At 73.4% G+C, this 26,106-nt stretch carries 22 protein-coding genes; 14 read left to right on the top strand and 8 right to left on the bottom strand.

The features are described 5' to 3' along the window. The first annotated feature begins 25 nt into the window (after positions 1 to 25). Positions 26 to 1,384 (top strand): hypothetical protein, encoded by a 1,359-nt coding sequence (locus EDF31_RS06560; protein WP_131845601.1) that lies wholly within the window; start codon positions 26 to 28, stop codon positions 1,382 to 1,384. 31 nt (positions 1,385 to 1,415) lie between these two features. On the opposite strand, the gene EDF31_RS06555 is transcribed toward EDF31_RS06560, so the two are convergent. Next, positions 1,416 to 2,795, bottom strand: a complete 1,380-nt coding sequence (locus EDF31_RS06555; RefSeq protein WP_131845600.1) for an O-antigen ligase family protein — start codon at positions 2,793 to 2,795, stop codon at positions 1,416 to 1,418. Between the two features lie 65 nt (positions 2,796 to 2,860). Between EDF31_RS06555 and manA the strand changes: the two genes are divergently transcribed. The 5 genes from manA to EDF31_RS06530 all read left to right on the top strand — a co-directional run bounded on the left by manA (position 2,861) and on the right by EDF31_RS06530 (position 10,046). Beyond that, a complete protein-coding gene (manA, locus tag EDF31_RS06550) occupies positions 2,861 to 4,069 on the top strand; it encodes a mannose-6-phosphate isomerase, class I (RefSeq protein WP_131845599.1) in 1,209 nt (402 codons plus the stop codon). Between the two features lie 75 nt (positions 4,070 to 4,144). Further along, a complete protein-coding gene (gene galE, locus EDF31_RS06545) occupies positions 4,145 to 5,107 on the top strand; it encodes a UDP-glucose 4-epimerase GalE (RefSeq protein WP_123292353.1) in 963 nt (320 codons plus the stop codon). A gap of 197 nt (positions 5,108 to 5,304) precedes the next feature. Beyond that, positions 5,305 to 5,628 (top strand): WhiB family transcriptional regulator, encoded by a 324-nt coding sequence (locus EDF31_RS06540; RefSeq protein WP_111085981.1) that lies wholly within the window; start codon positions 5,305 to 5,307, stop codon positions 5,626 to 5,628. A 180-nt stretch (positions 5,629 to 5,808) separates the two neighbouring features. Beyond that, positions 5,809 to 8,646 (top strand): glycosyltransferase family 2 protein, encoded by a 2,838-nt coding sequence (locus EDF31_RS06535; protein ID WP_131845598.1) that lies wholly within the window; start codon positions 5,809 to 5,811, stop codon positions 8,644 to 8,646. Further along, positions 8,643 to 10,046, top strand: coding sequence for a DUF5719 family protein (locus EDF31_RS06530; protein ID WP_131845597.1), 1,404 nt, complete (start codon positions 8,643 to 8,645; stop codon positions 10,044 to 10,046). The genes EDF31_RS06535 and EDF31_RS06530 overlap by 4 nt, the downstream gene beginning before the upstream one ends. A 37-nt stretch (positions 10,047 to 10,083) precedes the next feature. On the opposite strand, the gene EDF31_RS06525 is transcribed toward EDF31_RS06530, so the two are convergent. Then, positions 10,084 to 10,524: a metallopeptidase family protein gene (locus EDF31_RS06525; protein WP_123938728.1), complete on the bottom strand. Its 441-nt coding sequence runs from the start codon at positions 10,522 to 10,524 to the stop codon at positions 10,084 to 10,086. 78 nt (positions 10,525 to 10,602) lie between these two features. On the opposite strand from EDF31_RS06525, the gene EDF31_RS06520 reads away from it, so the two are divergent. Next, positions 10,603 to 10,818, top strand: coding sequence for a DUF3499 family protein (locus EDF31_RS06520; RefSeq protein WP_111085977.1), 216 nt, complete (start codon positions 10,603 to 10,605; stop codon positions 10,816 to 10,818). A 104-nt stretch (positions 10,819 to 10,922) separates the two neighbouring features. Beyond that, positions 10,923 to 12,401 (top strand): adenosylhomocysteinase, encoded by a 1,479-nt coding sequence (ahcY, locus tag EDF31_RS06515; RefSeq protein WP_131845596.1) that lies wholly within the window; start codon positions 10,923 to 10,925, stop codon positions 12,399 to 12,401. A 142-nt stretch (positions 12,402 to 12,543) separates the two neighbouring features. Here the strand turns inward: ahcY and EDF31_RS06510 are convergent, their stop codons facing one another. Next, complete coding sequence (locus EDF31_RS06510) at positions 12,544 to 13,413, bottom strand: RDD family protein (RefSeq protein WP_131845595.1); 870 nt, start codon at positions 13,411 to 13,413, stop codon at positions 12,544 to 12,546. Between the two features lie 42 nt (positions 13,414 to 13,455). On the opposite strand from EDF31_RS06510, the gene EDF31_RS06505 reads away from it, so the two are divergent. Beyond that, positions 13,456 to 14,454, top strand: a complete 999-nt coding sequence (locus tag EDF31_RS06505) for a stage II sporulation protein M (RefSeq protein WP_131845594.1) — start codon at positions 13,456 to 13,458, stop codon at positions 14,452 to 14,454. A gap of 13 nt (positions 14,455 to 14,467) precedes the next feature. On the opposite strand, the gene EDF31_RS06500 is transcribed toward EDF31_RS06505, so the two are convergent. From EDF31_RS06500 to EDF31_RS06480, 5 genes are read right to left on the bottom strand one after another with little or no spacing between them, the layout of a single operon-like run. Further along, positions 14,468 to 15,820 carry a DUF58 domain-containing protein gene (locus tag EDF31_RS06500; protein WP_131845593.1) on the bottom strand — a complete coding sequence of 451 codons (1,353 nt, stop codon included), beginning with the start codon at positions 15,818 to 15,820 and terminating at the stop codon, positions 14,468 to 14,470. Further along, on the bottom strand, positions 15,820 to 16,848 hold the full coding sequence (locus tag EDF31_RS06495; RefSeq protein WP_131845592.1) for a MoxR family ATPase: 1,029 nt from the start codon (positions 16,846 to 16,848) through the stop codon (positions 15,820 to 15,822). The genes EDF31_RS06500 and EDF31_RS06495 overlap by 1 nt, the downstream gene beginning before the upstream one ends. Continuing rightward, positions 16,845 to 18,077 carry a DUF4350 domain-containing protein gene (locus tag EDF31_RS06490; protein ID WP_131845591.1) on the bottom strand — a complete coding sequence of 411 codons (1,233 nt, stop codon included), beginning with the start codon at positions 18,075 to 18,077 and terminating at the stop codon, positions 16,845 to 16,847. The genes EDF31_RS06495 and EDF31_RS06490 overlap by 4 nt, the downstream gene beginning before the upstream one ends. Beyond that, positions 18,074 to 18,715 (bottom strand): DUF4129 domain-containing protein, encoded by a 642-nt coding sequence (locus EDF31_RS06485; RefSeq protein WP_131845590.1) that lies wholly within the window; start codon positions 18,713 to 18,715, stop codon positions 18,074 to 18,076. The genes EDF31_RS06490 and EDF31_RS06485 overlap by 4 nt, the downstream gene beginning before the upstream one ends. Then, the gene (locus EDF31_RS06480) at positions 18,712 to 20,085 is read right to left on the bottom strand and encodes a glycerophosphoryl diester phosphodiesterase membrane domain-containing protein (protein WP_131845589.1); all 1,374 of its coding nucleotides are present in this window, start codon (positions 20,083 to 20,085) and stop codon (positions 18,712 to 18,714) included. Before EDF31_RS06480 ends, EDF31_RS06485 begins: the two co-directional genes overlap by 4 nt. Before the next feature lie 151 nt (positions 20,086 to 20,236). Between EDF31_RS06480 and mtrA the strand changes: the two genes are divergently transcribed. The 5 genes from mtrA (at position 20,237) to raiA (ending at position 25,963) form a co-directional block, all read left to right on the top strand. After that, a complete protein-coding gene (gene mtrA / locus EDF31_RS06475; protein ID WP_123292246.1) occupies positions 20,237 to 20,911 on the top strand; it encodes an MtrAB system response regulator MtrA in 675 nt (224 codons plus the stop codon). Between the two features lie 5 nt (positions 20,912 to 20,916). After that, the gene (gene mtrB, locus EDF31_RS06470; protein ID WP_243649914.1) at positions 20,917 to 22,638 is read left to right on the top strand and encodes an MtrAB system histidine kinase MtrB; all 1,722 of its coding nucleotides are present in this window, start codon (positions 20,917 to 20,919) and stop codon (positions 22,636 to 22,638) included. Beyond that, complete coding sequence (locus EDF31_RS06465) at positions 22,638 to 24,332, top strand: GerMN domain-containing protein (RefSeq protein ID WP_131845588.1); 1,695 nt, start codon at positions 22,638 to 22,640, stop codon at positions 24,330 to 24,332. The genes mtrB and EDF31_RS06465 overlap by 1 nt, the downstream gene beginning before the upstream one ends. 100 nt (positions 24,333 to 24,432) lie before the next feature. Then, positions 24,433 to 25,101 carry a phosphoribosyltransferase family protein gene (locus EDF31_RS06460; protein WP_131845587.1) on the top strand — a complete coding sequence of 223 codons (669 nt, stop codon included), beginning with the start codon at positions 24,433 to 24,435 and terminating at the stop codon, positions 25,099 to 25,101. A 160-nt stretch (positions 25,102 to 25,261) separates the two neighbouring features. Beyond that, positions 25,262 to 25,963, top strand: a complete 702-nt coding sequence (raiA, locus tag EDF31_RS06455; RefSeq protein WP_123338985.1) for a ribosome-associated translation inhibitor RaiA — start codon at positions 25,262 to 25,264, stop codon at positions 25,961 to 25,963. The last annotated feature ends 143 nt before the right edge of the window (positions 25,964 to 26,106 follow it).

Raw genomic sequence — 26,106 nt, 5'->3', positions numbered from 1 at the left:
GCGATGCTGACCTAGCTTCACTGCAATGGACCCCCTGCGGAGGGCCGCCGGCCTGCCGCTGGTCGCGGTCGTCATCGGCTTCGCCGCCGCCGCGCTCGCCTGGTACCGGCTCGGCCCCGTGCCCCGGAACACCGTCTGGGCCGAGGACGGCGGGGTCTTCCTGCGGGAGCGCATCGCCCTCGGCCCCGTGGACACCCTGCTGCACCCGTACGCCGGGTACGTGCACCTGCTGCCCCGGATGGTGGTCGACCTCGGGTACGCGCTGCCGACCGCGCGGTACGCCCAGGTCGTCTCGCTGTCGTCCTGCCTGGTGGTCGGGGCCGTGTGCGCGCTGGTCTTCGTCCTGTCCCGCGACGTGGTCCGACCGTGGCCGTTCCGCCTCGTGCTCGCCGCGGTGCCCGTCGTGCTGCCGCTCGCGCCGTACGAGATCAGCGGGAACGCCGCCAACCTGCACTGGTACCTGCTCGTGCTGGTGCCGTGGGTCTTCGCGCACCGCAGCCGGACCTGGTGGGGAGCCGTCGGGCTCGCCGTCGTCGCCGGACTCGCGGTCCTCACGGAACCGCAGACGATCCTGTTCACGCCGCTGCTCCTGCTCGCGTGGCCGCTGCGTCGTCCTGGGGGCGACGGGTCTCGCCGTGCGCGCCTGCTCCCGCTGCCCGTCACGGTCGCGGCGCTCGCCGGGGCCGTCGTGCAGGTCGTCACGACGCTCACCCACCCGCGCGACCTGACCCCCGGCGCTCCCGCGTTCCACGACGTGCTCGCCGGGTTCCTGCTCCGGCCCGTCGCCGGCGCGTGGGACCCGCACCTCGGCGTCGTGGTCTCCACGGTCGTCGAGCACGGCTGGGCGCCGGTCCTCGTGCCCGTCAGCGCACTGGTGCTGGTCCTCGTCGCCGGTGTCGTCGTCGGGCCGGCCCGCTCCCGGTGGATGGTCGTCGCGCTGACGGTCGCGTCCGGTGCCGTGTGGTGGGCGGCGCTGCTGGCGAACGACGGTGCCGGGCAGCCGTGGGCGAACCCCACGGCCGCCATGGCGGCGATCCCGCCGCAGCGGTACGCAGCCGCGTCCGGCCTGCTGCTCGTCAGCGCCGCGGTGGTCGCCGCCGCCGCGCTGGTGGACACCGACCGGTGGTCGCGTGTCGCGCAGCGGACGGGAGGCACGGGTCGCCTCGTCGGGGCGCTGGCCGCCTGGTGCGTGGTCGCCGCCGTCGTCGCGTCGGCCGTCCTGCACGTCGCGCCGGCGGACACCCGGCGCAGCGACGGGCCGGTGTGGGCGGAGCAGCTGCCCGCGGCCGCCGAGGCGTGTCGCGCCGACCCGACGCTCGAGGTCGTGCGGGTACGGTCGAACCCGTGGTCGTCACCGGTCGCGTGCGCGTGGCTGTTCCGCTGACGCGGGACCGCTGACTGCGGGCCGCTGACGATCAGCGCGTGGTGGCCCAGCGGAACTCGCGCTTCGCGGGCGGGGTGCGCGGGCCGTCGCCGGTCGACGTCGGTTCCTCGCCGGTCAGGACGATCCGGGTCTTGATGGCGATGAGCGCGAAGAGCACCCAGTTCCCCTGGTAGAGCAGCCGCGACTCCGCGACGGACTGCACGAGCAGCGCGACGACGACGAGCAGCGGCAGGAGCGACACCGGGTCGAACGTGCGCGGACGGAGTGCGGCGTCGTAGCCGATCCGGGTCGCGCACGCCCACGAGCGCGACAGCGTCGTGACGACGTACAGCAGGAACAGGACGAGGCCGATGATGCCGGTCTGCATCCAGACGTCGAGGTAGGCGTCGTGCGCCTGCAGGTACGTGACGCCCTTGCGGTGCGCCAGGTCGGCCAGGGTGGGGATGCCGGGCCACCAGTACCCGATCCAGCCCCAGCCGACGACGGCGTGCTGGTCGATCAGACCGAGCACCTTCGCCCAGATCTCGCCGCGGCCGGTCGCGTCCGACCCCTTGCCGAGCAGCTCCGAGACCGGACCGCGCAGCACGAACGCCGCGCCGGCGACGACGACCGCGCCGACCGCGAGCAGCAGGTAGCGCGGGGTGCGTCGCTCGGTCGGGACCCGGCGCATCCACACGGCGACCAGGGCGACGACGGCGACGACCAGCGCGGCTGCGATGACCGTGGAGGAGCGGGTCAGGACGAACCCGAGGACGGCGACCACGAGCCAGCCGGTGGCCCGCTGCCGGCGCATCCGACCCTCGGCGAGCTGCAGCACGACGACGATCGCGACGAGCAGCGCGACCATCGCCAGCAGGTTCGCGTTGCCCGGCAGGCCCTGGATGCGGCCACCGGTGAAGAGCTCGGCGCGTGAGAAGTAGAAGGCGTCCGGGATGTCGGCGTCGCCGTAGTCGGTCCAGATCGGCGCGATGGGGTGCCGCACGAACACCGCGACGACGGCCTCGAACAGGATCGAGAGCAGCAGCACCCAGCGGAGCGCGAGGCTGAGGGCGTCGAGGATCCGGCGCCAGGTCAGGGTGGACGCGATCGTGAAGGCCACGGCAGCGCAGATCACCTGCACGGTCAGGCTCGAGATCGTGGCGAACCACCAGTGCGACCAGACGACGGACAGCAGGCACCACCCCAGGAAGGCCCAGAGCGGCCAGGGGGAGCGCACGAGCGGCGGCTTCGCCCGGACCAGGATCGTGATGCCCCAGGCGGCGACGAGCGCCCACAGGACGCCTGCTCCGACCCAGGTGAGGGTGTTCGGGACGGCGTCCCCGGCGAACAGCACGAAGATCGTGGTCGCACCGAAGGCGAACGCCTCGCGCTCGGGTACGGTCCCGCGTGCCAGCGGCCAGGTGTTCGTCACGACGTCAGGCTACCGGCGGCAGCGGGCCACCGGAGTCCCCGGATCCCGCCGGTAGGCTCTCGCCCATGTTCCTCGGCATCACGAACACCCCCCGCGACTACGCCTGGGGCTCGGTCACCGCGATCCCGGAGCTCCTCGGTCGCACCGTCACCGGCGCCCCGCAGGCAGAGCTCTGGCTCGGCGCCCACCCGGGCAGCCCGAGCGTGGTCGTCAACCCGGCGATGGTCGGCGGTGCCGACACACTGCTCGACTGGATCGCCGCCGAGCCGCAGGACGCCCTGGGCGGCGACCGCACCGGCCTGCCGTTCCTGCTGAAGGTGCTCGCAGCGGCGGCGCCCCTGTCGCTGCAGGCGCACCCGACGCCGGAGCAGGCCGAGGCCGGCTTCGCGCGCGAGGAGCGCGAGGGCATCGCGATCGACGACCCGGCGCGCAACTACAAGGACCCGTTCCCGAAGCCCGAGCTCGTCGTCGCGCTGAGCGAGCGGTTCGAGGCCCTGAGCGGCTTCCGGCCGGTCGAGGAGACCCTGGCCGAGGTCCGCGTGCTCGATGCCGGCAGCGGTCGGCTCGGCCCGCTCGAGGTGCACTTGCAGCACGGCCTCGAGGACACCGTGCGGTGGCTCGAGACGGCCGACGACTCCGCGCTCGCCGTCGTGCAGGCCGCGAGCGACCTCGCCGTCGCCCTCGACGACGACCTGCTCACCCCGAACACGGCGACGGTCCGCGACCTGGCGACGAGCTGGCCGGGCGACCCCGGCATCGTCGTCTCCCTGCTCATGCACCGGGTGACGCTCACCGCGGGGCAGGCGATGTACCTGCCCGCCGGCAACATCCACGCCTACCTGGACGGCCTCGGCATCGAGCTGATGGCACCGTCCGACAACGTGCTGCGCGGGGGACTGACGCCGAAGCACGTCGACGTCCCCGAACTCCTGCACGTGCTCGACTTCACGGCCTACCCGGCACCGGTCCTCGAGCCCGAGCGCCTGGCTCCCGGCGTGGACCGCTTCGCACCAGAGGACGTCGGGTTCGCGCTGCTGCGGGTCGACGGCGACGGACGACCGGTCGGCCTGAGCACCGGCGGGGTGGCTCCGCTGGCCGGCCCGTCGATCGCGATCTGCACCGAGGGCGTCGTGACGCTCGTCGGCGCGACGTCCGCCACGTTGCTCCGCAAGGGCGAGTCCTGCTTCATCACACCGGACGAGGGCGACGTCACGGTCGAGGCCGACTCGTCGAACGGCGTGACGTCCACGGTCTTCATCGCGACCGGCCGGTAGCGCGGAGCCGCACCCGCTGGCGCGGTCCCGCACACCGCGACCGGGGTGCGCCGTCCGTCCGCTAGCGTGGCGACCATGAGTTGGCTGGTCACCGGCGGTGCCGGGTACATCGGGTCCCACGTCGTCCGAGCACTGCGCTCGGCCGGCATCGACACGGTCGCGTTCGACGACCTCTCGAGCGGCTTCCGCGCGTTCGTGCCGGACGACGTGCCGTTCGTCGAGGGAACGATCCTGGACGGCGAGCTGGTCGCCCGCACCCTGCGCGAGCACGACGTCACCGGCGTGGTGCACGTCGCGGGCTTCAAGTACGCCGGCGTCTCGGTCGAGCGTCCGCTGCACACCTACGAGCAGAACGTCACCGGCATGGCGACGCTGCTCCGAGCGATGGCCGAGAACGGCGTCACGAAGGCCGTCTTCTCGTCGAGCGCCGCGGTGTACGGCACCCCGGACGTCGACGTCGTCGTGGAGTCGACCCCGAAGGCACCAGAGTCCCCGTACGGCGAGTCGAAGCTCATCGGCGAGTGGCTGCTGCGCGACATGGAGGTCGCCGCGGGCTTCACGACGACCTCGCTCCGCTACTTCAACGTCGTCGGCTCCGGCGAACCCGACCTGTACGACGCCAGCCCGCACAACCTGTTCCCGCTCGTGTTCGACGCCCTGCTGGCCGGCCGCACGCCGCGCATCAACGGCGACGACTACGCCACCGAGGACGGCACCTGCGTCCGTGACTACATCCACGTCGCCGACCTCGCGCACTCGCACGCCGTCGCGGCGCAGAAGCTCGAGGCGGGGGAGTCGCTCGAACAGGCGTACAACCTCGGCAGCGGCGACGGTGTGAGCGTCCGGCAGATCATGGACGCCATGGCGAAGGGCACCGGGATCGCCTTCGACCCGGAGATTGCGCCCCGCCGCCCCGGCGACCCGGCGCGCATCGTGGCCACCGGCGAGGCCGCCACGCGCGACCTCGACTGGGCGATGCGCCACACCCTGGACGAGATGGTCACGAGTGCGTGGGAGGCCCGCCGCAGCGCCTCGTAGCGGCTGAGGACGTGTCAGTTGTCCCCCGAAACCCCGACAGACCGGGCGCGACACGCCCAGACGGGGGACATGACACGCCGAAGCGGTCAGTGCCTTCTATGATCCGCGACTTGACTCAGGCGAATGACACCGCTGTAATTACAGGCAACGACTTCAATCGTTGTGGTCCCGTTATCGAGACGTCAGGGGTGATCAGGGTGAACGGTTCCGACTTCCACGCCGGAGTTCCGGAGGACTGGCACGTCGACCCCGTGGCGCTCGGCGTCCCGGGTGTTCGACGGCCGGAGACGGACGACGAGGAGAACCCGCTCGCGTGGCAGGTCGACTCGTTGTGCGCACAGACCGACCCGGAGGCGTTCTTCCCCGAGAAGGGCGGCTCCACGCGCGAAGCGAAGAAGATCTGCACGTCGTGCGAGGTCCGGGCGCAGTGCCTCGAGTACGCGCTGGAGAACGACGAACGCTTCGGTATCTGGGGCGGCCTGTCGGAGCGCGAGCGTCGCAAGTTGCGCAAGCGCGCGTAGCCGTCCAGGAGGCACGGTGCGCGCCCGGCGCACACCGTGCGGTCCCGAATCCTCGTCGCAGGCTCCTCGGCGCGACCTCGCACGGCGCTGGCGCGCCGTGACCGCTCGGCCGCGCAGGTTCACGGCGCGCCGCCGTCCGCAGCGGACGCCGTGCCTCCAGACCGTAGAGTGACGCCCGTCATGCAGCCCAGAGTCACCGCGATCCTCGTCGCCGCCAACGGAGCGGCCCACCTCGACCGGACCCTGGACGCACTCGCGGCCCAGACCCGCCACCCCGAGAACCTGGTGGTCGTCGACGTCGGATCGACCGACGGCTCCACCGCGGGCCTGTCCTTCGGCGGGTCCGCCGAGCTCCTGCGTCTGCCGGCCGGACGGCCCTTCGGCGAGGCCGTCGCCCGCGGGGAGCGCGAGGCCCCGCCCGCCGTCGTGGACGAGCCCGTCGACGAGTGGCTGTGGCTGCTCGGGCACGACAACGCGCCGTCGCCGACCGCACTCGCCGACCTGCTCTCCGCCGTCGAGATCGCGCCCTCCGTGGTCGTGGCCGGCCCGAAGCTCGTCGCCGACGACGACCCCTCGCTCATCCGCGCGTTCGGCGAGAGCATGACGCGCTTCGGCCGATCGATCGGTCTCGTGCAGGACGAGCTCGACCAGGGCCAGCACGACCGGCACACCGACGTGCTCGGCGTCGCCGCCGGCGGCATGCTCGTGCGCCGCTCGGTGTGGACCGAGCTCGCCGGCTTCGACCCGGCGCTGCCCGACGTCGACGCCGCCCTCGACTTCTGCGTCCGGGTGCGCCTGGCCGGGCACCGCGTCGCCGTGGTCCCCGAGGCGAAGGTCACCACCGCCGGTCCGGTCGAGGAGTTCGGCCGCAAGCGCGTCTCCGAGGCCCGCCGTGTCCGCATGCACCGGCAGGCGCAGCTGCACCGCCGGATGACCTACGCGCCGGGCGGACTGCTCTGGCTGCACTGGCTCACCCTCGTCCCCTTCGCACTCGGCCGGGCGATCGGCCACCTCGTCGCCAAGCACCCCGCGGCCGTCGTCCCCGAGCTCGCCGCGGCGTTCGCGGTGGCCTTCGGCGGAGGCACCGGTCGGGCGCGCAGGAACCTCGCCCGCACGAAGAAGCTCGGCTGGGCCGCCGTCGAACCGCTCCGGGTCAGCTGGCGTCGGGTGCACGAGCACCGCACCACCTCGCGCGACGTCGAACTCGCCCGGGTCGAGGACGCCCCGATCGCGCGGGCGTCGTTCCTCGGCGACGGCGGGATCTGGGTCGTGCTGGCCGCGGCCGTCCTGAGCGTCGTCACGCTCTACCCCCTGCTCGGCTCACCGGCGCTGACCGGCGGTGGCCTGCTGCCCCTCAGCACGAGCGTCGGGCAGCTCTGGCAGAACGTCGGGTACGGCTGGCACTCGCTCGGCACCGGGTTCACCGGTCCGTCCGACCCGTTCGCCGCCGTGCTGGCGGTCCTCGGGTCGATCGTGTTCTGGTCGCCCTCGACGTCCGTCGTGCTCGTGATGCTCGTCGCGTTCCCGGTCTCCGCCCTCGGCGCCTGGTTCGCGGTCCGCAAGGTCACCACGCGCAAGTGGGTGCCGGTGATCGGTGCCGCGCTGTACGCCATCGCGCCCTCGCTCGTCGGCGCGGTCACGACGGGCCACCTCGGCGCCGTCATCGCGCATCTGTTTCTGCCGTGGCTGTTCGTCGCCGTGCTCGAGGCGCACCGCTCGTGGGCCTGGGCCTCTGGTGCCTCGCTGCTGTTCGCGGTCGTGGCGGCCTCGGCGCCGTCGTTGCTGCCGGTCCTGCTGATCGGGTGGCTCGTCGCGCTCGTCGTCGGGTGGCGCCGTGCGCACCGTCGGGCCTTCATCCCGGTGCCGACCGCCGTGCTCTTCCTGCCGCTCGTCCTCGCCCAGGTCGCACGCGGCAACGTCCTCGCCGTCTTCGCGGACCCCGGCGTCCCGTCCGCCACGCGTGCGCCGTCCGCGCTGCAGCTGGCCATCGGTCAGCCGCTGCCGGACTGGAGCGGGTGGCTGCCCGCCACGTCCGGGCTCGCCGCCGTCGGCACGTGGCTGCCGATCGTGATGGCCGTCCTGGCCGTCCCGATCGCCGCCGCGGCGATCGGCGCGATGCTCGGACACCGCTGGGCCGTCGCCGGCTCGGCGCTCGTCGTCGCACTGCTGGGCTTCGGCACCGCGTTCGCCGCCACCCACGTGACCGTCACCGGCGTCGGGTCGACCACCACCATCGTGTGGCCGGGCAGCGGGCTGTCGGTGTACTGGCTCGCGATCGTGGTCGCTGCCTGCATCGGGATCGACGTGCTGCCCAAGGCCGCACCGGTCACGGGACTCGTCGCGACGGTGCTCGCCGGTGTCGCGGTGGCCCCCGCCTTCGCCGCGTTCTACCTCGGCAACGCCGCCATCCAGCCGACCACCGGCCGGGTGCTCAGCGCGTACGTGAACGCCGAGGCGCAGGCGAACCCCGACGTCGGCACGCTCGTCGTGGTGCCGCAGGACGACGGGTCGCTCGCGGTCGCGCTCGAACGCGGCCAGGGTGCCACCCTCGACGACCAGTCGACCCTCGACGCCACCGCCCTGCGGTTGAGCGAGTCCGGCGCCCGGCTGACGACGCTCGCCGGCAACCTGGCGAGCCGCAGCGGCTACGACCCCCGGCCGGCACTGCAGGAGCTCGGCATCAGCTTCGTCCTGCTCGACGACGCCGGTGACGACCCCGAGGCGCAGACCGTGCACGACCGTGCCGCTGGCGCGATCGGGCAGAACGCGCTCTTCACGAGCATCGGTGAGACCACGAACGGCCAGCTGTTCCACTACGAGGGCGACGTCGACCGGACCACCACCGGGTCCGCCGCCGCCCGTGCCACGCACGTCCTGTACCTGGTCGTGCTCGGCGTGGTGTTCGGTGCGGCCGCCCTGCTCGCCGTGCCGACGGCCCCGCGCCGTCGCCGCGCCACCTCGAACGTCATCGAGGCCGAGGAACCCGCGACCACCTTCGACGAGGAGCGCGACGAATGAGCACCACCACCCGCTCCGTCCGACGCTGGGTCGTCCGCGGCACCGCGACCGCGATCGCCGTCGTCGTCGCTGCCGGCGCCGTCACGGCCGCGCACGCTTACGGCACCGCGGCCGAACCGGGTCGCCCGGCCGGCCGGACCGTCACCCCGGTGCCCGCCGACGCCGAGCGCGTCTGCGCCGGCAGCGCCCTGCGGCTGTCCGACGACTCCGGCAACGACGCCACCCAGGCGAGCACCGTCGGGTCGGCGACCGTGGCCACGGCGACGACCGGTTCGACCGTCGAGCGGACCTCGCTCGACCCGTCGTCCACCGGCGGCAGCGACCCGCGCCTGCTCACCGCCCCCGCGGGCGACACGACACCGCAGGTCGCGGGCAGCAGCTACCAGAGCGTCTCCAGCGGCGACCTGGTCGGAGCCGGCGCGGCGTCGTGCGACGACCCCTCGCAGTCGACCTGGCTCGTCGGCGGCTCGACCGAGACCGGGCGCACCAGCCTCGTCACCCTGTCGAACCCGACCGACGTGAACGCCACCGTCGACCTGGCGATCTACGACGGCACCGGCACGGTCAGCGCCCCCGGCACGACCGGCATCGTCGTCGCCCCGAACACCCAGAAGGTCGTCCCGCTGTCCGGCTTCGTGTCCGACCAGGGATCCACCGTCGTGCACGTGTCGTCCTCGGGCGGGCAGATCGTCGCCCACATGCAGGAGACCGTCGTCCGCACGCTCACCCCCGGTGGCTACGACATCGTCTCCGGCGGCGCCGCCCCCTCGCGGTCGCAGGTCATCCCCGGCGTCGTGCTCGCCGGCGCGCAGGAGGCACAGCGCGGTGACGACACGGCGGACGCAGCCCCCGTCGTCCGGCTGTTCGTCCCCGGTACCGAGTCGGCACGCGTCACGCTCGGCATCAGCACGGCGGACGGCGGCGGCACGACCGTGAACGCCACCGCCGAGCCCGGGGTCGTGACCGACGTCGCGCTCGACGACTTCCCGGACGGCCGCTACTCGTTCACCGTCACGTCGACGCAGCCCGTCGTCGCCGGTGCCCGCACGACCTCACCGACGGCTGACGGCAACAGTGACCTCGGTTGGTTCGCCTCGGCCGAGCCCCTGGGTGACCAGGTCATCACCGCGGTGGCACCGGGGGAGGGCGTCCGCATGAACTTCGTGAACCCGACGCGTGAGGACCGTTCGATCACGATCCGCTCCGGCGACGAGAAGCGCACCATCAGGGTGCTGTCGGGTGCCACCGCCACCATGCCCGTGCAGACCGCGAAGCAGCTCTCGATCTCCGGCGCCGAAGGGGTCGTGGTGGGCGTGACCTACCGCGGGGACGACGGCATCGCCGGCTTCCCGGTCCGACCGTCCACCCAGGTGTCCACGCCGGTCCGCGTCTACCCCTGACGGTGACGTCGGTGCGGTGCCCCCGGGTGCCGCGTCGTCACCAGTGGCGGTAGCGGTCCGGCGCCAGGTCCCACGGGTCCTTGCCGATCAGCTCGCCGACGGCGCGGAACACGGCCGTCTCGATGATGATCCGCCGGTCCGCGTCGTCCTTCTCGGGGCTGCGGTTCACCCGCTCGACGGGGATCCGGAACACGGTGACCCTGCGGGTGTCGCGGTCGATGCGCCAGCGGGGCATCGCGTCGGGCAGGGTGGCGTCGGTCGGCATGTCGGCCACCTGGAACACCACGCCCGACAGCTCGTCGGGCCAGAGCCCGATCAGGTAGTGGGCGCTGTCGCCGACGATGCGGTCGAAGGCCTCGGCGCGGGTGGTGATCGGTGCGAGCTCGGGACCGGTCACGCTCGACCGCCCGCCGCGTCCGTGCCGGGACCGGCCTCGACCGCGGTCGACCGGAGTGACGAGGCGGGGCTTGCGACGCATCCCCACATCGTACGCGTGCCGTCGTCACTCCCGGTCGCTCCGGTCGCTCGTGCGCGCTCCGCTAGGCTCCCTGACGACATGGACGTGAGGATCTGCAGCAAGGTCGCGTGCGCCGCGAGCGCTTCGGCGACCCTGACATACGACTACGGGGACTCCATGGTCGTCGTCGGGCCGCTCTCCACGCGGGTCGAACCGCACGGCTACGACCTCTGCGCCCGGCACGCGGCCGGCCTGCGCGTCCCGCGCGGCTGGCAGGTGGTGCGGCGCGAGCCGCTGCAGCGCGAGACCGACTGACGGCTCGCGTCCGCGACGCACCAGCGGCGGTGGACGGGAGGCCCGTGGAACGTGACCGACGTCGGCTGGGGACCCGCGCCTCCCGGCATGGAAGACTGATGGGCATGCCCACCGAAGCCCAGACCGCAGCACCGTACCGCGTCGCCGACCTCTCGCTCGCCGAGGCGGGCCGTCACCAGATCCGCCTCGCCGAGAACGAGATGCCGGGCCTGATGGCCCTGCGCGAGGAGTTCGGTGCGTCGCAGCCGCTGGCCGGTGCGCGCATCGCCGGGTCGCTGCACATGACGGTGCAGACGGCCGTCCTGATCGAGACGCTCGTCGCCCTCGGTGCGCAGGTGCGGTGGGCGAGCTGCAACATCTTCTCCACGCAGGACGAAGCCGCCGCGGCGATCGCGGTCGGCCCGACCGGCACGCCGGACGCACCAGCCGGCGTCCCCGTGTTCGCGTGGAAGGGCGAGACGCTCGAGGAGTACTGGTGGTGCACCAGCCGCATCTTCGACTGGACCGCCGAGGCCGCTGCCGTCGGAGCCGACTGGGCCGGTCCGAACCTGATCCTGGACGACGGCGGTGACGCCACCATGCTCGTGCACACCGGAGCCGACGCCGAAGCTGCCGGTGCTGCCCCGGTCGCCGCTGCCGATGCGAGTGCCGAGTGGAAGATCGTGCTCGACACCGTCGCGGCGTCGCTCGAGACGTCCTCCGACCGCTGGACCCGCATCGCCGCGGACATCGAGGGCGTCACCGAGGAGACCACCACGGGCGTGCACCGCCTGTACGAGCTGTCGCGCAACGGACAGCTGCGGTTCCCCGCGATCAACGTGAACGACTCCGTGACGAAGTCGAAGTTCGACAACAAGTACGGCATCCGCCACTCCCTTCCCGACGGTCTGAACCGTGCGACCGACGTCCTGATGGGCGGCAAGGTCGCGTTCGTGGTCGGGTACGGCGACGTCGGCAAGGGTGCGGCGGAGGCACTGCGCGGCCAGGGCGCCCGCGTCATCGTCAGCGAGGTCGACCCGATCTGCGCGCTGCAGGCCGCGATGGACGGCTACCAGGTGGCCCGTCTGGCCGACGTCATCGAGACCGTCGACATGGTCATCACGTGCACGGGCAACCTCGGCGTCGTGGGCGTCGACGAGATGCTCGGGCTGAAGCACCTGGCGATCGTCGCCAACGTCGGCCACTTCGACAACGAGATCGACATGGCCGGGCTCGAGTCGCTGCCCGGCGTGGAGAAGGTCGAGATCAAGCCGCAGGTGCACGAGTGGCGCCTGCCGACGGGCCGCTCGATCCTGGTGCTGTCCGAGGGGCGGCTGATGAACCTCGGCAACGCCACCGGGCACCCGTCGTTCGTGATGAGCAACTCGTTCACGAACCAGGTCCTGGCGCAGATCGAGCTGCACACCCGTCGTGACGAGTACCCGACCGGTGTCTACGTGCTGCCGAAGCACCTGGACGAGAAGGTCGCGCGCTTGCACCTCGACGCCCTCGGGGTGGAGTTGACGACGCTGCGCCCGGAGCAGGCGGCGTACATCGGCGTGCCGGTCGAGGGCCCCTTCAAGCCCGAGCACTACCGGTACTGAGCCGGTCGGGCGGCCGGCGGCGCGCTGCGGCCCCGCGGAACCAGGTTCCGGACACAGCACCGCGTGATGTCGCGGTGTTGTGTCCGGAACCTGGTTCCGTGCGGGAGGTGTCGTTCGGCAGGAGCCGGGCGCGCGCAGCGCGCTAGCGCGGGAAGCCCGGGGGCCGCGCCGACGCCGACGCTCCAGCCTCGGTGAGCAACCCGACGCGGGAGCGCAGCGCCTGCACGTCCCGCCCACGGCGCAGCACGACCACCCCGGCGAGGAACACCTCGGCGGGCACCGGCGGCACCGGGTGGGCGAAGGGTGCGACGTCCGCGGCCAGCGCACGGGCGGCGGACTCGCGGAGTTCGGGGCGCATCACGGCGGCCCCGCGGAAGAACGCGCCGAGCCGGTTCTCGAGTCGCTGCGGCAGCGCCGAGACGTCCGCGACCGTGGCCCAGGCCGTCAGCTCGGGTGGCAGCACCACCTGGGGGTCGCGCTGCTTCGGCAGCCGCTCGTGCTGCACGACGGTGCCGGCGAGCAGGTCCCCGAGGCGTCGCGGACGACTGCCGAACAACGCCACGAGCAGTGCCACCGACCCGAACGTCATCCACAGCTCGAACAGCCCGACGAGCGCGCGGGTGAACGCGTGCCGGAACCCGATCGCACCGCCGTCGACCCGGACGACCCGCGTGCCGACGGCGTACCGGCCGACGCTGCGGCCCCGGGTCACCGTCTCGACGGCGGCCGGCACCAGCACGAGCACGGCGACGAACAGGGCGATGCTCAGCGCGGCACCCCACGCCTCGTCGAGGCCGCTCGGCCACAGCCGGGACACCCCGAACATGAGCAGCAGGTACAGGACGAGCAGGCACACCCCGTCGAGGAGCGCCGACGCCAACCGCAGGACGAGTCCGGCCGGCTGCACGTCGAGCGCGACCGCCTCGCCGACCACGAGCTCGTCGGCGGTCTCGTCCAGGGCGAGCGAGAACCGGGCATCGGCGAGGTCGCGCGGCGTGCGGGGCTTCGACATGGGATCATTCTGTCGGAAGTCGGCCGACACGAGGGGGAACACGTGGACCTGGACGCCTACGCCGAGGTGCACCGCGACCGGTGGCAGGAGCTCGACCGCCTCGCGCGCGCCCGGCACACCACCGGTGCCGACGTCGACCAGCTCGTCTCCGGCTACCAGGCCGCCGCGACGGACCTCGCCCGCATCCGCGGCGCCGCACCCCGCACCGCGACCGGCGACCGGCTGTCCCTCACCCTGTACCGCGCCCGCCTGCGCTTCACCGGCACCCCGGTCGACCCGCTCACCGCGGTCGCCCTGTTCTTCACCCGGCAGTTGCCCGCGGCGCTGTACCGGATCCGCTGGGTGACGATCTGGGTGGCGCTGGCCACCGTCGCGATCGGCGCGATCGTGGCCGTCTGGATCACGACGACACCGGGGGCGACGGCGACCTTCGGCACGCCGGAGGCGCTCCGCCAGTACGCCACGCAGGACTTCGTCGACTACTACTCCGACCACGGCCTGGGCGCGTTCACGGCGCAGGTGTGGACGAACAACGCCTACATCGCGGCCACCATGGTCGCGTTCGGCATCACGGGCGTCTTCGTGCCGTTCTCGATCATGCAGAACGCCGTCGGGCTCGGGGTCTCCGCGGCGATCATGCACTCGCAGGGCCGCCTGGGCGACTTCTTCCTCTACATCGCCCCGCACGGTCAGCTCGAGCTGTACTCGGTCTTCCTCGCCGGCGGGGCGGGCCTGATGATCTTCTGGTCGTGGGTCGCTCCGGGGCCGCACCGGACCCGCGCGCAGGCCCTCGCCGAGGACGGCCGTGCCCTCATCACGATCGCGGTCGGCCTGACGCTGACGCTGCTGCTGTCCGGCCTGGTCGAGGGCATCGTAACCCGTCAGGACTGGCCGTGGCCGGTCAAGATCGGCATCGGGACGATCGCCCTCGCTGCGGTCCTGGCGTACCAGTGGGTGCTCGGCGGTCGCGCGTACCGGGCCGGGGAGCGCGGCGACCTCGACGAGTTCGAGCGCGGCACCTCCGCGCTGGTCGCCGGGTAGCGTCCGCCCGGTCTCAGAGCCGGCCGGTCGCCTTCGCGCGCAGGTAGGCGTCGGCCACGAGCGGTGGGACGTCCTCCGGTGCGCCACGGACGACCTCGGCGCCACTCCGGCGTGCGACGTCGGCGACGCCGTCGGCATCGAGCAGGGTGCGTTCGGCGGCTGCCCGCCGGTACACGTCGCGCTCCGCGCCGGTGGGGAGGCCCGGCACGCGTCCGCCCCGCGCGGTGCGGATCGTCGTGGCCGGGTCCACCCCGCCGCGCGCGGTCCGCTGCACCGCCGGGTCCTCGATGCTCGTCACCACGACGGCGTGCCGCCGGGTGAGCCGGGGCAGCACCGCCAGCAGGTCGCCGGAGGCACCGACCGAGTCGAGGCTCGACGCCAGCACGACGAGCGCCCGTGAGGTCGTGATCGAGTCGACGAGCGCCGGCACGGCGGACCAGTCGGTCGCGGCGAGTCCGGGTTCCGCCATCGCGAGGGCCTCGCCGAAGCGCTGGACCACGTCGGTGCGGGTCGCCCCGTGCACACGGTCGTGGACGGTGTCGTCGAGGACCGCCAGGTCGACCCGGTCGCCGGCGGCCGCGGCCAGGGCGCCGAGGAGCAGTGCGGACTCGATGAAGGTGTCGAGGCGCGGTTCGTCGGCCACCCGTCCGGCGCCGGCGCGTCCGGCGTCGACGACGACCACGACCCGACGGTCGCGCTCCGGGCGCCAGGTGCGGACCACGAGGTCCTGCCGTCGGGCGGTCGCTCGCCAGTCGATGGAGCGGACATCATCGCCCCGGACGTAGTCGCGCAGCGAGTCGAACTCGGTGCCGTGGCCGCGGAGCTGCAGGGTGGTCTCACCGTCGAGTTCGCGCAGCCGGGCCAGCCGTGACGGCAGGTGCCGTCGCGAGCGGAACGGCGGGGTGACGACGAGTTCGCCCGGCGCCGTGACGACCCGCTGCCGGGCGGCGAGACCGAGCGGACCGAACGCCCGGACCGCGACGCCGGCCGTGCGGCGTCGACCGCGGCGGAACGGGGTGAACCGCATGCGGGCGGTCCGTCGTTCGCCCGCGGGCACCGTCATCCGGACCCGGCGCGGCCGGTGTCCGGCCGAGGGCTCCCACATGTCGCGGACGATGCCCCGGAGCACCCGCCCGCCGTCGTTCGCGAGCACGAGCGTGCCGTCGGCGGTGCTGTCCCGACGGGCCAGTCGCGGCATCCGCCGTTCGACCCGCACGCGTGCCAGGTCGGCGGCGAGCAGGACGTCGAGGGCCGCGGCGAGCAGCACGACGACGACCCACGCCAGGCCGGCCCACCCGCTGGCGAGCAGCACGGTGGGCACGATGGCGACGGCGAGCAGCGCGACGAACCGGCCGGAGACCGCCACTAGATCGGCACCCGCACCTGCTCGAGCACCTGCTGGAGCACCCCGTCGGCGCCGACGCCCTCGAGCTCGGCGTCGGCGGCCACCCGGAGCCGGTGCCGCCAGACCGGCAGGGCCATCGCCTGCACGTGGTCGGGCGTGATGGCGTCGTAGCCGGTGAGCCACGCCCAGGCCTTCGCGGCGGCGAGCAGGGCCGTCGCACCGCGCGGGCTGACCCCGACGCGGACGGACGGTGCCTGACGGGTGGCGCGGGCGAGGTCGACGATGTACGCCAGCACGTCGTCACGGGCACCGACGGCCCGGACGGCGCGCTGCGCGGCGAGGACCTCGTCGACGCCGACCACGGGGGTGATGCCCGCCGACCGGACGTCCCGCGGCACGAAGCCGTCGGCGTGCCGGCGGAGGACCTGCCACTCGACGTCGCGCGGCGGGATGTCGAGCGTCAGCTTCACCAGGAAGCGGTCGAGCTGCGCCTCGGGGAGCGTGTAGGTGCCCTCGAACTCGATCGGGTTCATGGTCGCGGCGACGAAGAACGGGTCGGGCAGCAGCCGGGCGTCGCCGTCGACGCTGACCTGGCGTTCCTCCATCGCCTCGAGCAGGGCGGACTGGGTCTTCGGGGGTGTGCGGTTCACCTCGTCGGCGAGCAGCACGTTCGTGAAGACGGGGCCCTCGCGGAACGGGAACGTGCCGGTGGAGGCGTCGTACACGAGCGAACCGGTCACGTCGCCGGGCATCAGGTCCGGCGTGAACTGGATCCGCTTCGTGTCGAGGGACATCGCGGCGGCCAGGCTGCGGACGAGCAGGGTCTTGGCGACGCCGGGCACGCCCTCGAGCAGCACGTGCCCCTGCGCCAGGAGTCCGACGATCATGCCGGACACCGCGCCCTCCTGCCCGACGACGGCCTTGGCGACCTCGGCCCGGACCCGCCCGAAGGCGTCGCGGAGCCCGGGGTCGTGCTGGTTCCGGTCGTGCGGGGCGCGGTCGCCCGGTGCTGGGACGTGCTGGTCGGGGGCAGCTGGCAGGTCGGTCACGGTCGTGCTCCTGGTCGGTCGTGGTCGGTGCTGGGACGGTCGCCCGAGGTGGATCGTCGGACGGCCCGTTCGAGGTCGTCGAGTGCCCTCGTGCCGTCGACGAGGGCGCGGTCGTCGGAGGTCGGACCGCCGACGAGGACGGCGCCGACGCGGTCGTGCGGGATGCCGGTGGCGCGGGCCGCTGCGCGGACGACGTCGTCGACGTGCGCGGACCGGGGGAGTCCGAGCAGCCGGCCGATCCGGCGCACCGCGGCGACGCGGAGGGTGTCCAGGGCGTGCGTGCGGTCGTGGGTGCGCGCGTACATCCGGGCCCGGCCCTCGGTGGTCTCGGCGGCGCGCACCACGACGGGCATCCGTTCGACGACGAGCGGCCCGAGACGTCGGCCCCGCCACACCGCGGCGGCGACGGCCACCAGGGCGAGCAGCGCGAGGCCGCTCGGCACCCACGGCGGCGCGAGCTCGCCGAGGGTCGGGGCGGCGTCGGGGGCGCCGACGGTCGGCGTGTACCAGGTGAGGCGGTCGTCCGAGCCGAGCAGCCCGAGGGCGAGCGCGGCGTTCCCGGCGGTCGTGATCGTGTCGTTGCGGAACGCCGACGTGGTGCCGACGAGGGTGACGTCGCCGCCGGGCGTCGCCGTGCGGACGAGTCCCCAGGCTCGGTCGTCGCCGCTGCCGGACGGCGCGCAGCGGTCCGCGTCGGGGTCGTCCACCGTGTAGCCGTACCCGGCGGTGGACACCCGCGCAGCCGACGCCGCGGCCGGGATCACACAGGACGCGGTGGACACGGTGTCGTCGCCCTCGGGCGCGGTGGCCGTGGTGACGTCGAGGCCGAACGACGTGAACGGCGTGGAGTCGACGCCCACCAGGACCACGTGCTCGGCGGTCCGGGCGATGCGCTCGGCGACGCCTGGGTCGAGGACGCCGTCGGAGTCGTCGACGAACACCGTGCCACCGTCGATCCCGTCAGCCCGGTCGGTCACCCGGACGGAGGTGCCACGCTGCTCCAGGACACGGACCAGCGCCGCCGATCCGCTCGCGGTGGTCGAGGTGGGGTCGAGCGGCCGGCGGTCCGGGCCCTCGGCGCCCTGCACCACGGCGGTGAGCACGGCGAGCACGAGCCCGACGAGCACGATCGCGACCCAGAAGCCGACCCGGAGCCGGCGGCCCTCTGGCTGGTCCGGCGACGGCGCACCCGTGCGCGGCACGGCGGCGGTGGCAGTGCTGGCGGTCATGCCGGTACCACCGGCCCGGAGGACCTGGCCGGACGAGCCTGGCGCACGGCACGCTCGGTGTCGAGGACCCGGCGAGCGGTGGCCTCGTCGGCGTCGAGCCCGAGGTAGCGGACGGCGTCGAAGGCCGTCGCCGCGTCGTCGAGCGCCGGGGCCTCGGCGGGGAAGGGCACGGCTGCGCGGGCGGCGATGGTGCGTGCGGTGGCCCCGGGGACGTCCGGGACCAGGTCGCGCTCGCCGAGGCCGCGGGCGGCCGCCCGGAAGCCGTCGAGGACCGCCGCCGACCAGTCGCCCCGGCGGATCGCGGACTGTGCGGCGTCGAGCAGTTCCCGGGCGGACCGGAGGTCGTCGTCGTCGAACACCCCGCCGGCGTCGTCCGCGCCGCTGCGTGCACGACGTCGGGGGAGCCCGCGGGCCACGACGACGAGCACGACGACGGCGACGAGCACCACGATCGCGATCACCAGGGCCGTGCGGGCCGCGACGGGGGAGTCGAGTCCGTCGGCGCGGAGGGACCCGAGCCAGTCCAGGAACGTCCGTGACGCGCGGTCCCACCACGTCACGTGGGCGCCGTCGTACGCGGGCCGGTCGAGTTCGCGTTCGAGCAGGCGGCGGGCCTCGTCGGGGTCGACCGCGGTCATGCGGTCCCGTCCGGCGGGCGGTGCTGCCCCTGCTGCTGCGGGTGTTGCGGTTGTTGCGGCCACGGTTGCTGCGGTCCGGGCCAGGGCTGCTGCGCCTGCTGCTGTCCGGGCCACGCCTGCGGGGGCTGTCCGGGCCACTGCTGCGGCTGCTGCTGCCCGGCCCACTGCTGCGGCGGCCACGGCGGTCGGGAGACCGGCGCGGACGGTGCGAACGGGTCGGCCGGCTGCCCGGTGTCGAGGTGCGACGCGATGCGCTGGTCGAGGGCCTCGGTCCGGATCCGCCGGTCGATGGTCAGGAAGGTGACGACCGCCGCGCTCAGCACGTCGGTGACGCACTGCACCGCGATCGCGAGCAGGCTGCCGATGACGATCAGGACGAGGGCGCCCGCACCGATGCCCGAGGACGCGTCGGTCTGCCCGAGCGGGTCGAACACGCCGCCGACGAGCACGGCCCCGATGGTGAGCGGCGCCGTGGCGATCGAGGCCGCGACGCCGAACATCACCTGCACGAGCAGCAGGATGCCGAAGGTCCGCCAGAACGCCCCGCGGGTGAGCCGCCACGACTGCGCGGCGGCGGCGAAGACCGGTCGGCCCTCGAGCGCGATGGTCGGCACGGTGAAGGCGAACCGGATGCCGAGCCACGTCAGCACGACACCGAAGCCGAGCACCATCACGAAGACCGCCAGGACGAACCACCCGGCGCCGGCGTCCCCGGCACCGAGCGCCGCGAAGAACCCGAAGAACACCACCGCGACGATGATCCCGACGACGAGCCCCGCGCCGATCTGCACGAACATCCACCCGACGACCGGCCACCGCCGCCCGGCGAGCAACGCCCAGAGCCCCCGGAAGGTCGCGCGACGGCCGAGCACCCGCTGGCCGGTGTCCGCGGCGACCGGTGCCACCAGGAAGCCGCGCCCGAGGTACGCCAGGAACGGCAGGCCGATCGTCAGCAGGATCCACAGCGTCACCGAGCCCGCGACGATCGTGTCGCCACCACCGCTGCCGTCGAACGCCGTCATCATCCGCGACTGCAGCGCCTGCTGGCCGAACGTGCTGACGAGGGTGGAGAGCAGCCCGAGCACGCCGCTCAGCAGCACGCTCCAGAGCAGCAGGACGCGGGCGTTGCGGCGGAAGACCGTGAAGGCGCCGCCGAGCACGTCACCGAACCCGAGCGGCCGCAGGGGGATCACCGGACGCGAGCCGGACGGCGCACGACCGCCGGGGGGTCGACCCGGCCCCGGGGCGGGCGGCGGCGGCGCGGAGAAGCGGGGCGGGCCTCCCGGCTGTCCCTGCCACGCGCCCTGCTGCCCGGCGCCCTGCTGCCCGGCCCCCTGCTGACCACCGCCAGGCGTCTGCCAATCGGACATGACCTCGGCCCCCTTCGTCGTGTCGGTCCGCGCTGCGACGCGCGGTACACCTCCATCCTGGCGGAAAACGCCGCGTGACGGGGCCTCGGCTATCGTGTGGGGACACGTGCCGACCCGGCACCACCCGCACGCCACACGGAGTCCACATCACATGACACCGCGCATCCTCGTCGTCGACGACGACCAGGCCCTCGCCGAGATGATCGGCATCGTCCTCCGCTCGGAGGGCTACGAACCCGAGTTCAGCGCTGACGGCAACGACGCCGTCGACGCGTTCCACAGCACGAAGCCGGACCTCGTCCTGCTCGACGTGATGCTCCCGGGCATCGACGGCATCGAGGTCTGCAAGCGCATCCGTGCCGAGAGCGGCACGCCGATCATCATGCTCACCGCCAAGAGCGACACCGCCGACGTCGTCCTCGGCCTCGAGAACGGTGCCGACGACTACGTCGTCAAGCCGTTCAACCCGAAGGAGCTCGTCGCCCGCATCCGCACGCGGCTGCGGCCGAGCGCCACCGACGCCACGGTGCTGCACGTCGGTGACGTGACGGTCGACGTCGCCGGGCACGAGGTCCGCCGCGGCGACACCGTCATCGCGCTCACCCCGCTCGAGTTCGACCTGCTCCGCGCGCTCGCCGAGAAGCCGAACCAGGTCTTCACCCGCGAGATGCTGCTCGAGCAGGTCTGGGGCTACCACTACAAGGCCGACACCCGCCTGGTGAACGTGCACGTCCAGCGCCTGCGCGCGAAGATCGAGCACGACCCGGACAACCCGAAGACCGTCACCACGGTCCGCGGCGTCGGGTACCGGGCCGGAGGAGCCTGACCACCGTGCCGCCCGCCCCGCCCGCCGGCACCACTCCCGGCACGGCAGCCGGTGCCGCCCCCGGCACGGCCACCGTGTCGATCGGGGTGGTCGGCCGTGGCCGACGACGGATGCGCCGCTGGGTCCGCCGTGGCTGGCGGCCCGTCGCGTACGTGTGGCGCCGGTCCCTGATGTTCCGCTCGGTCGCCATCACCGTGATGACGACCGGACTGGCGGTCGGGATCATCGGCACCGCCGTCATGGTGAGCATCTCGACGAACGTCTACTCGCAGCGCCGCGACCAGATCGAGTCCGAGTCGGCCCGCGCGACCATCGTCGCGCAGGGGATCTTCGACGCCGCCACCGCGGCCGAGGACAACAACCAATCCGAGCTCGAGACGCTGCAGAACGAGGCGCAGCAGGCGATCCTGTCGAACACGACGAGCCCCGGCGGCACGAGCATCGCGATCGAGCGGAGCCCGGACCAGTCCACCCCGCAGACGCTGCAGACCATCGCGAGCCAGGACTTCCCGGACGCCGTCATCACGGACGCCCTGCGCAAGGAGGTCGGCGCGAACACCGGCAAGCTCAGCCTGCAGCCGGTGCAGCTCGACGACGACGGCCGCCGCGTGCCCGGGCTGGCCGTCGGCTCGACGCTGCAGATCCCGAGCGCCGGCCAGTACGAGCTGTACCTGGTCTACGACCTGTCCGATGCCCAGCAGACCCTCGACTTCGTGTCGCAGACGCTCTCGATCGGCGGCGTCGCGCTCATGGTGCTCATCGCCCTGGTGACCTCGCTCGTCGTGCGGCTGGTCGTCGTCCCGATCCGCGAGGCAGCGGAGACGAGCCGCAAGATCGCGGCCGGACGCCTCGACGAACGCATCCCGGTGCGCGGCCAGGACGACCTGGCGACCCTCGCGCGGAGCTTCAACGGCATGGCCGAGGCCGTCAGCCGGCAGATCACCCAGCTCGCCGAGCTCTCCCGCGTGCAGCAGCGCTTCGTGTCCGACGTGTCCCACGAGCTGCGCACGCCGCTCACCACCATCCGGCTCGCCGGCGACATGCTCTTCGACTCGCGGCACGCGTTCGAGCCCTCGGTCGGGCGCTCGGCCGAGCTCCTGCACGCCCAGGTGGAGCGGTTCGAGCTGCTGCTCGCCGACCTGCTCGAGATCTCCCGCTACGACGCGCAGGCCGTGCAGCTCGACACCGAGCCGTCGGTGCCGGCGGCGCTCGCCGCGGACATCGTCGAGGAGTTCCGCCCCCTGGCCGAACGCGCCGGCATCGACCTGCAGCTCGCCACACCCGGCGGCCACACCACGATGCGGCTCGACGCCAAGCGCGTGCGTCGCATCCTGCGCAACCTGGTCGGCAACGCGATCGAGCACGGTGACGCCAAGCCGGTCCAGGTCGTCGTCGACAGCGATGCCCGCACGGTCGCCATCGCGGTGCGCGACCAGGGCGTCGGCATGCCGCCGGAGGACGCAGCACGGGTGTTCGACCGGTTCTGGCGCGCCGACCCGAGCCGCAAGCGCACCATCGGCGGCACCGGCCTGGGTCTCGCGATCAGCCTGGGCGACGCGAAGCTGCACGGTGGTCGGATCGACGTGTGGTCGCGCCCCGGTCAGGGATCGACCTTCGTGCTGACGCTGCCCCGCAACGAACAGGTCACCGCCGCGACGTCGGCGATCCCGCTGCCCGAGCTCGACGAGTCGTACGACGGCCCCCGCGCCGTGCGAGAGGAGTCCTGATGCGCCCCCGCCTCCGTCCCCGCTTCCGGCACGTCGTCGCCGCGGCGTTGGCGGCCGTCAGTGTGCTGGCGCTCACCGCCTGCGCCGCCATCCCCGTCGACGGCGCCGTCCGCACCGGGCAGACGATCAAGGACGAGTCGCTGTCCGGCGTCGACTTCCGGCCGGACAAGCCGATCACCGGCTCCGACCAGACGGCGATCCTGCGCGGGTTCATCGCGGCGGCCACCGGCGCACAGGACAACTACGCCATCGCCCGGCAGTTCCTCGCCTCGGACTTCTCGCAGCAGTGGAACCCGCGGCAGGGTGTCACGATCCGCGACGGCAGCGGCACCGTCGAGCGCGCCGACGACCGCGAGCTGACGTACACGCTCACCGCGAGCGCGACCGTCGACTCCGAGGGGGAGTACACCCAGGCGGTCCGCCCGACCTCGTCCACGCTGACGTTCCAGTTCACCCGCGAGGACGGCGAGTGGCGCATCGCCTACGCCCCGGACGGCATCATCCTGTCCCCGGTGAGCTTCGACTCCGTCTTCCAGCAGCACGCCCTGTACTTCTACGACCCGACGTTCCGGTTCCTCGTGCCCGACGAGCGCTGGTTCCTCGCCCGCTCGTCCACCAGCACCCGCATCGCCAGCGCCCTGATGGCCGGTCCCGCCGACTGGCTGAAGGGCGCCGTGGTCTCGTCGTTCCCCGAGGGCACCCAGCTCTCCCTGAACGCGGTCACCATCGACAGCGGCACGGCACTCGTCGACCTGTCCAGCGACGCCCTGCGCGCCAGCACCGTCGACCGCGTCCGGATGCGTGAGCAGCTGAGCAAGTCGCTCGCCTCGGTCGCCACGATCTCGTCGGTGTCGATGACCATCGAGGGCGCGAGCCTGTCCGTCCCGGACTCGAGCGGGGCGAACGCGCAGCAGAACCCGGACGTCGACCCCCGCCCCCTCGTCGACGAGGACGGTGTGGTCGGCTACGCGGCCTCGGGCACCGGCAAGGTCTCGAAGCTCGGCGGCGGCGTCGGCGACACCGTGGCCGGCCTCGACCCGACCTCGATCTCGCTGTCCGCCTCCGGCACCACGGCCGCCGTCGGCAACCGCGACGGTGCCGTCGTCGTCCGCGGTGACGACCACCTGCGCGTCGACGCCCGCGAGGACCTCGTCGCCCCCGCGATCGACGACCTCGGGTTCGTCTGGGTCGGCCAGTCGTCGGACACCCGCCGGATCACCGCCTACGGCCTCGGCGGCGACCCGCACCAGGTCGCGACGTCGTTGCCGCGCGGTGACCTCGTGTCGTTCCAGGTCTCCCGCGACTCGACCCGGGCACTCGCCCTGATCCAGACCGCCGACGGCCCCGGCCTGTACGTGATGGCGATCATCCGCGGGTCCGACCGGTCCCCGACGTCGTTCGGCGCCGCCGTGCGGGTGCAGGCTGCCACCGGCGACGCCGTCGGGGCGACGTGGGTGAACGACACCGACGTGGCGTCGGTCGGGCAGACCACGGCCGGTCCGAACGTCGTCCGGACCACGATCGGCGGGCAGTCGAGCACCCTGCCGAAGCCGGACGGTCGCGCGACCTCGATCAGCGGCGGGAGCGGTGGTGCGCTGCTGCTCCGGATGTCGAGCGGGTCGGTGCTGCAGTCCACCGGCGGCGGTTGGGACACCACCGGCGTGACCGCGGACGTGCTCGGCGTCCAGCGCTGACGTCGCGGTCACCCCTCCACACCCACCCCGGCCGGGAGGCCCGTCCACCGTCCGCCATGTCGGCGCACGCCCGCCGTGCGGTCGCCACCACACTCGTCGCATGCGCACCGAGGACCCGCTCACGCCGTGGCGCGACGCGGCGCTCGCGGTGCTCGGCCTGTTCCTGCCGGTGGAGTGCCTGGGCTGCGGACGCCCCGACCGTGCGCTCTGCCGGGCCTGCCGCGCCGCCCTGGCCGGACGCCCGCGTCGGGTCCGACTCGTCGCGGGCGTGCGGCTCGACGCCGCCTTCGAGTACGAGGGACTCGTCCGGACCCTGCTGCTCGAGCTGAAGCTCCGCGGTCGGGTGGACGTCGCACGACCGCTCGGCGCTCGCTTCGGCTCGCTCGTGCGTGCCGCGCTCGCCGAGGCACCCGTGGACACCGTCGTGCTGCGGGTCCCGCCGTCGCGGGCGGGGGCACGGCGTCGGGGGTTCGACCCCGTGGTGCTGCTGCTCGCCCGCGGCGGCGTCCGTGGCACCGGGCGGCTCCGACGGGTGCGGGTCCGGGGTGGACCGGCGAGCGGGGGGCCGGGTCAGAAGGAACGGACGGCGATCGAGCGGGTCGCCGCGACCGTCGGGACGCTGCGGGCGTGCGGGGTCGACGGGCGGGACGTGGTGCTCGTGGACGACGTCGTGACGACCGGCGTCACGATGGCCGAGGGCGTGCGGGCGGTCCGCGCCGCGGGCGGCCGGGTCGTCCGGTGCGTGGCCGTCGCGAGCGTCGAGGACTGACAGCTCGGTGAACACCGGGTGACCGCTGTGCGTCCGATGGGTGTCCTGCGGACTCGCCGACGCACCGTGACGCGGGACCTGCGGCGGGTCTAGCCTCGCGGCAAGGCGTTCGGGTTCGCCGGATGGAGGCGACGCGCCGAAGCTCGATGGGAGCCGCGACATGGACGTGACGATCACAGGCCGGAACGTCGGGGTCACCGACCGATTCCGCACCTACGTCGAACAGAAGTCCGAGAAGATCGACGTGCTCGCTGACCGTGCGCTCGCCTTCGAGGTGCGCATCAGCCGCCACCACGAGAAGTCGGGCGGCAGCCAGGGCGAGGACCGCATCGAGCTGACGCTCATCGGTCCCGGGCCCCTCGTGCGGGCGGAGTCCGCGGCGTCCGACAAGTACGCCGCCTTCGACCTCGCCTTCGCCCGCATCATGGAACGCCTGCGTCGTGCTCGTGACCGGCGCAAGGTCCACCGCGGTCGTCACCGCCCGACCTCGGTGGCCGAGGCCGCAGGCAGTGGCTTCGACGGCATGGGGGTGGTCCCCGCTGACGGCCGCCTCATCGAGGACGTCGCCACCGGCGCGGTCCCGGTCGTCGATGCCGACGCACCGGAGGACGAGGACGACGAGGTGTACAGCCCCGTGGTCATCCGGCACAAGGTCTTCGAGGCCGCCCCGATGACCGTCGACGACGCCCTGTACTTCATGGAGCTCGTCGGACACGACTTCTACCTGTTCGTGGACGCCGAGACCCACCGCCCGAGCGTCGTCTACCGACGCAAGGGCTGGGACTACGGCGTGATCGGCATCGACGACCAGACCGGTGCCGCGGCGTCGGTGGACGCCGAGCCGGCCGCCGCGCTCGCCTGACGCGATCGCTGCGGACACCGTCCGACCCGTGTGTGCGCGGTCCGTTCGCGGGCCGCGCACACCGCTGCCCCCACACCGACGCCCCTCACAGCGCACGGCACCGGGGGGTTGCTAGCATGACTGGTCGATCGGGCGCGCAGGTC

It is taken from the genome of Curtobacterium sp. PhB142, assembly GCF_004341255.1.
GTDB lineage: Bacteria > Actinomycetota > Actinomycetes > Actinomycetales > Microbacteriaceae > Curtobacterium.
The sequence above is the reverse complement of the archived record's forward strand: the minus strand, read 5'-3'. Positions and strand labels throughout refer to the sequence as shown.

What these genes read in the sequence shown, in the direction of transcription:
- EDF31_RS06480 (WP_131845589.1), bottom strand. Translation starts at nt 20,085, where the DNA reads ATGTCCGATTGGCAGACGCCTGGCGGTGGTCAGCAGGGGGCCGGGCAG.
- manA (WP_131845599.1), top strand. Translation starts at nt 2,861, where the DNA reads ATGTTCCTCGGCATCACGAACACCCCCCGCGACTACGCCTGGGGCTCG.
- EDF31_RS06520 (WP_111085977.1), top strand. Translation starts at nt 10,603, where the DNA reads ATGGACGTGAGGATCTGCAGCAAGGTCGCGTGCGCCGCGAGCGCTTCG.
- raiA (WP_123338985.1), top strand. Translation starts at nt 25,262, where the DNA reads ATGGACGTGACGATCACAGGCCGGAACGTCGGGGTCACCGACCGATTC.
- EDF31_RS06465 (WP_131845588.1), top strand. Translation starts at nt 22,638, where the DNA reads ATGCGCCCCCGCCTCCGTCCCCGCTTCCGGCACGTCGTCGCCGCGGCG.
- EDF31_RS06510 (WP_131845595.1), bottom strand. Translation starts at nt 13,413, where the DNA reads ATGTCGAAGCCCCGCACGCCGCGCGACCTCGCCGATGCCCGGTTCTCG.
- mtrA (WP_123292246.1), top strand. Translation starts at nt 20,237, where the DNA reads ATGACACCGCGCATCCTCGTCGTCGACGACGACCAGGCCCTCGCCGAG.
- ahcY (WP_131845596.1), top strand. Translation starts at nt 10,923, where the DNA reads ATGCCCACCGAAGCCCAGACCGCAGCACCGTACCGCGTCGCCGACCTC.
- galE (WP_123292353.1), top strand. Translation starts at nt 4,145, where the DNA reads ATGAGTTGGCTGGTCACCGGCGGTGCCGGGTACATCGGGTCCCACGTC.
- EDF31_RS06460 (WP_131845587.1), top strand. Translation starts at nt 24,433, where the DNA reads ATGCGCACCGAGGACCCGCTCACGCCGTGGCGCGACGCGGCGCTCGCG.
- EDF31_RS06560 (WP_131845601.1), top strand. Translation starts at nt 26, where the DNA reads ATGGACCCCCTGCGGAGGGCCGCCGGCCTGCCGCTGGTCGCGGTCGTC.
- EDF31_RS06490 (WP_131845591.1), bottom strand. Translation starts at nt 18,077, where the DNA reads ATGACCGCCAGCACTGCCACCGCCGCCGTGCCGCGCACGGGTGCGCCG.
- EDF31_RS06485 (WP_131845590.1), bottom strand. Translation starts at nt 18,715, where the DNA reads ATGACCGCGGTCGACCCCGACGAGGCCCGCCGCCTGCTCGAACGCGAA.
- EDF31_RS06525 (WP_123938728.1), bottom strand. Translation starts at nt 10,524, where the DNA reads ATGCGTCGCAAGCCCCGCCTCGTCACTCCGGTCGACCGCGGTCGAGGC.
- EDF31_RS06530 (WP_131845597.1), top strand. Translation starts at nt 8,643, where the DNA reads ATGAGCACCACCACCCGCTCCGTCCGACGCTGGGTCGTCCGCGGCACC.
- EDF31_RS06535 (WP_131845598.1), top strand. Translation starts at nt 5,809, where the DNA reads ATGCAGCCCAGAGTCACCGCGATCCTCGTCGCCGCCAACGGAGCGGCC.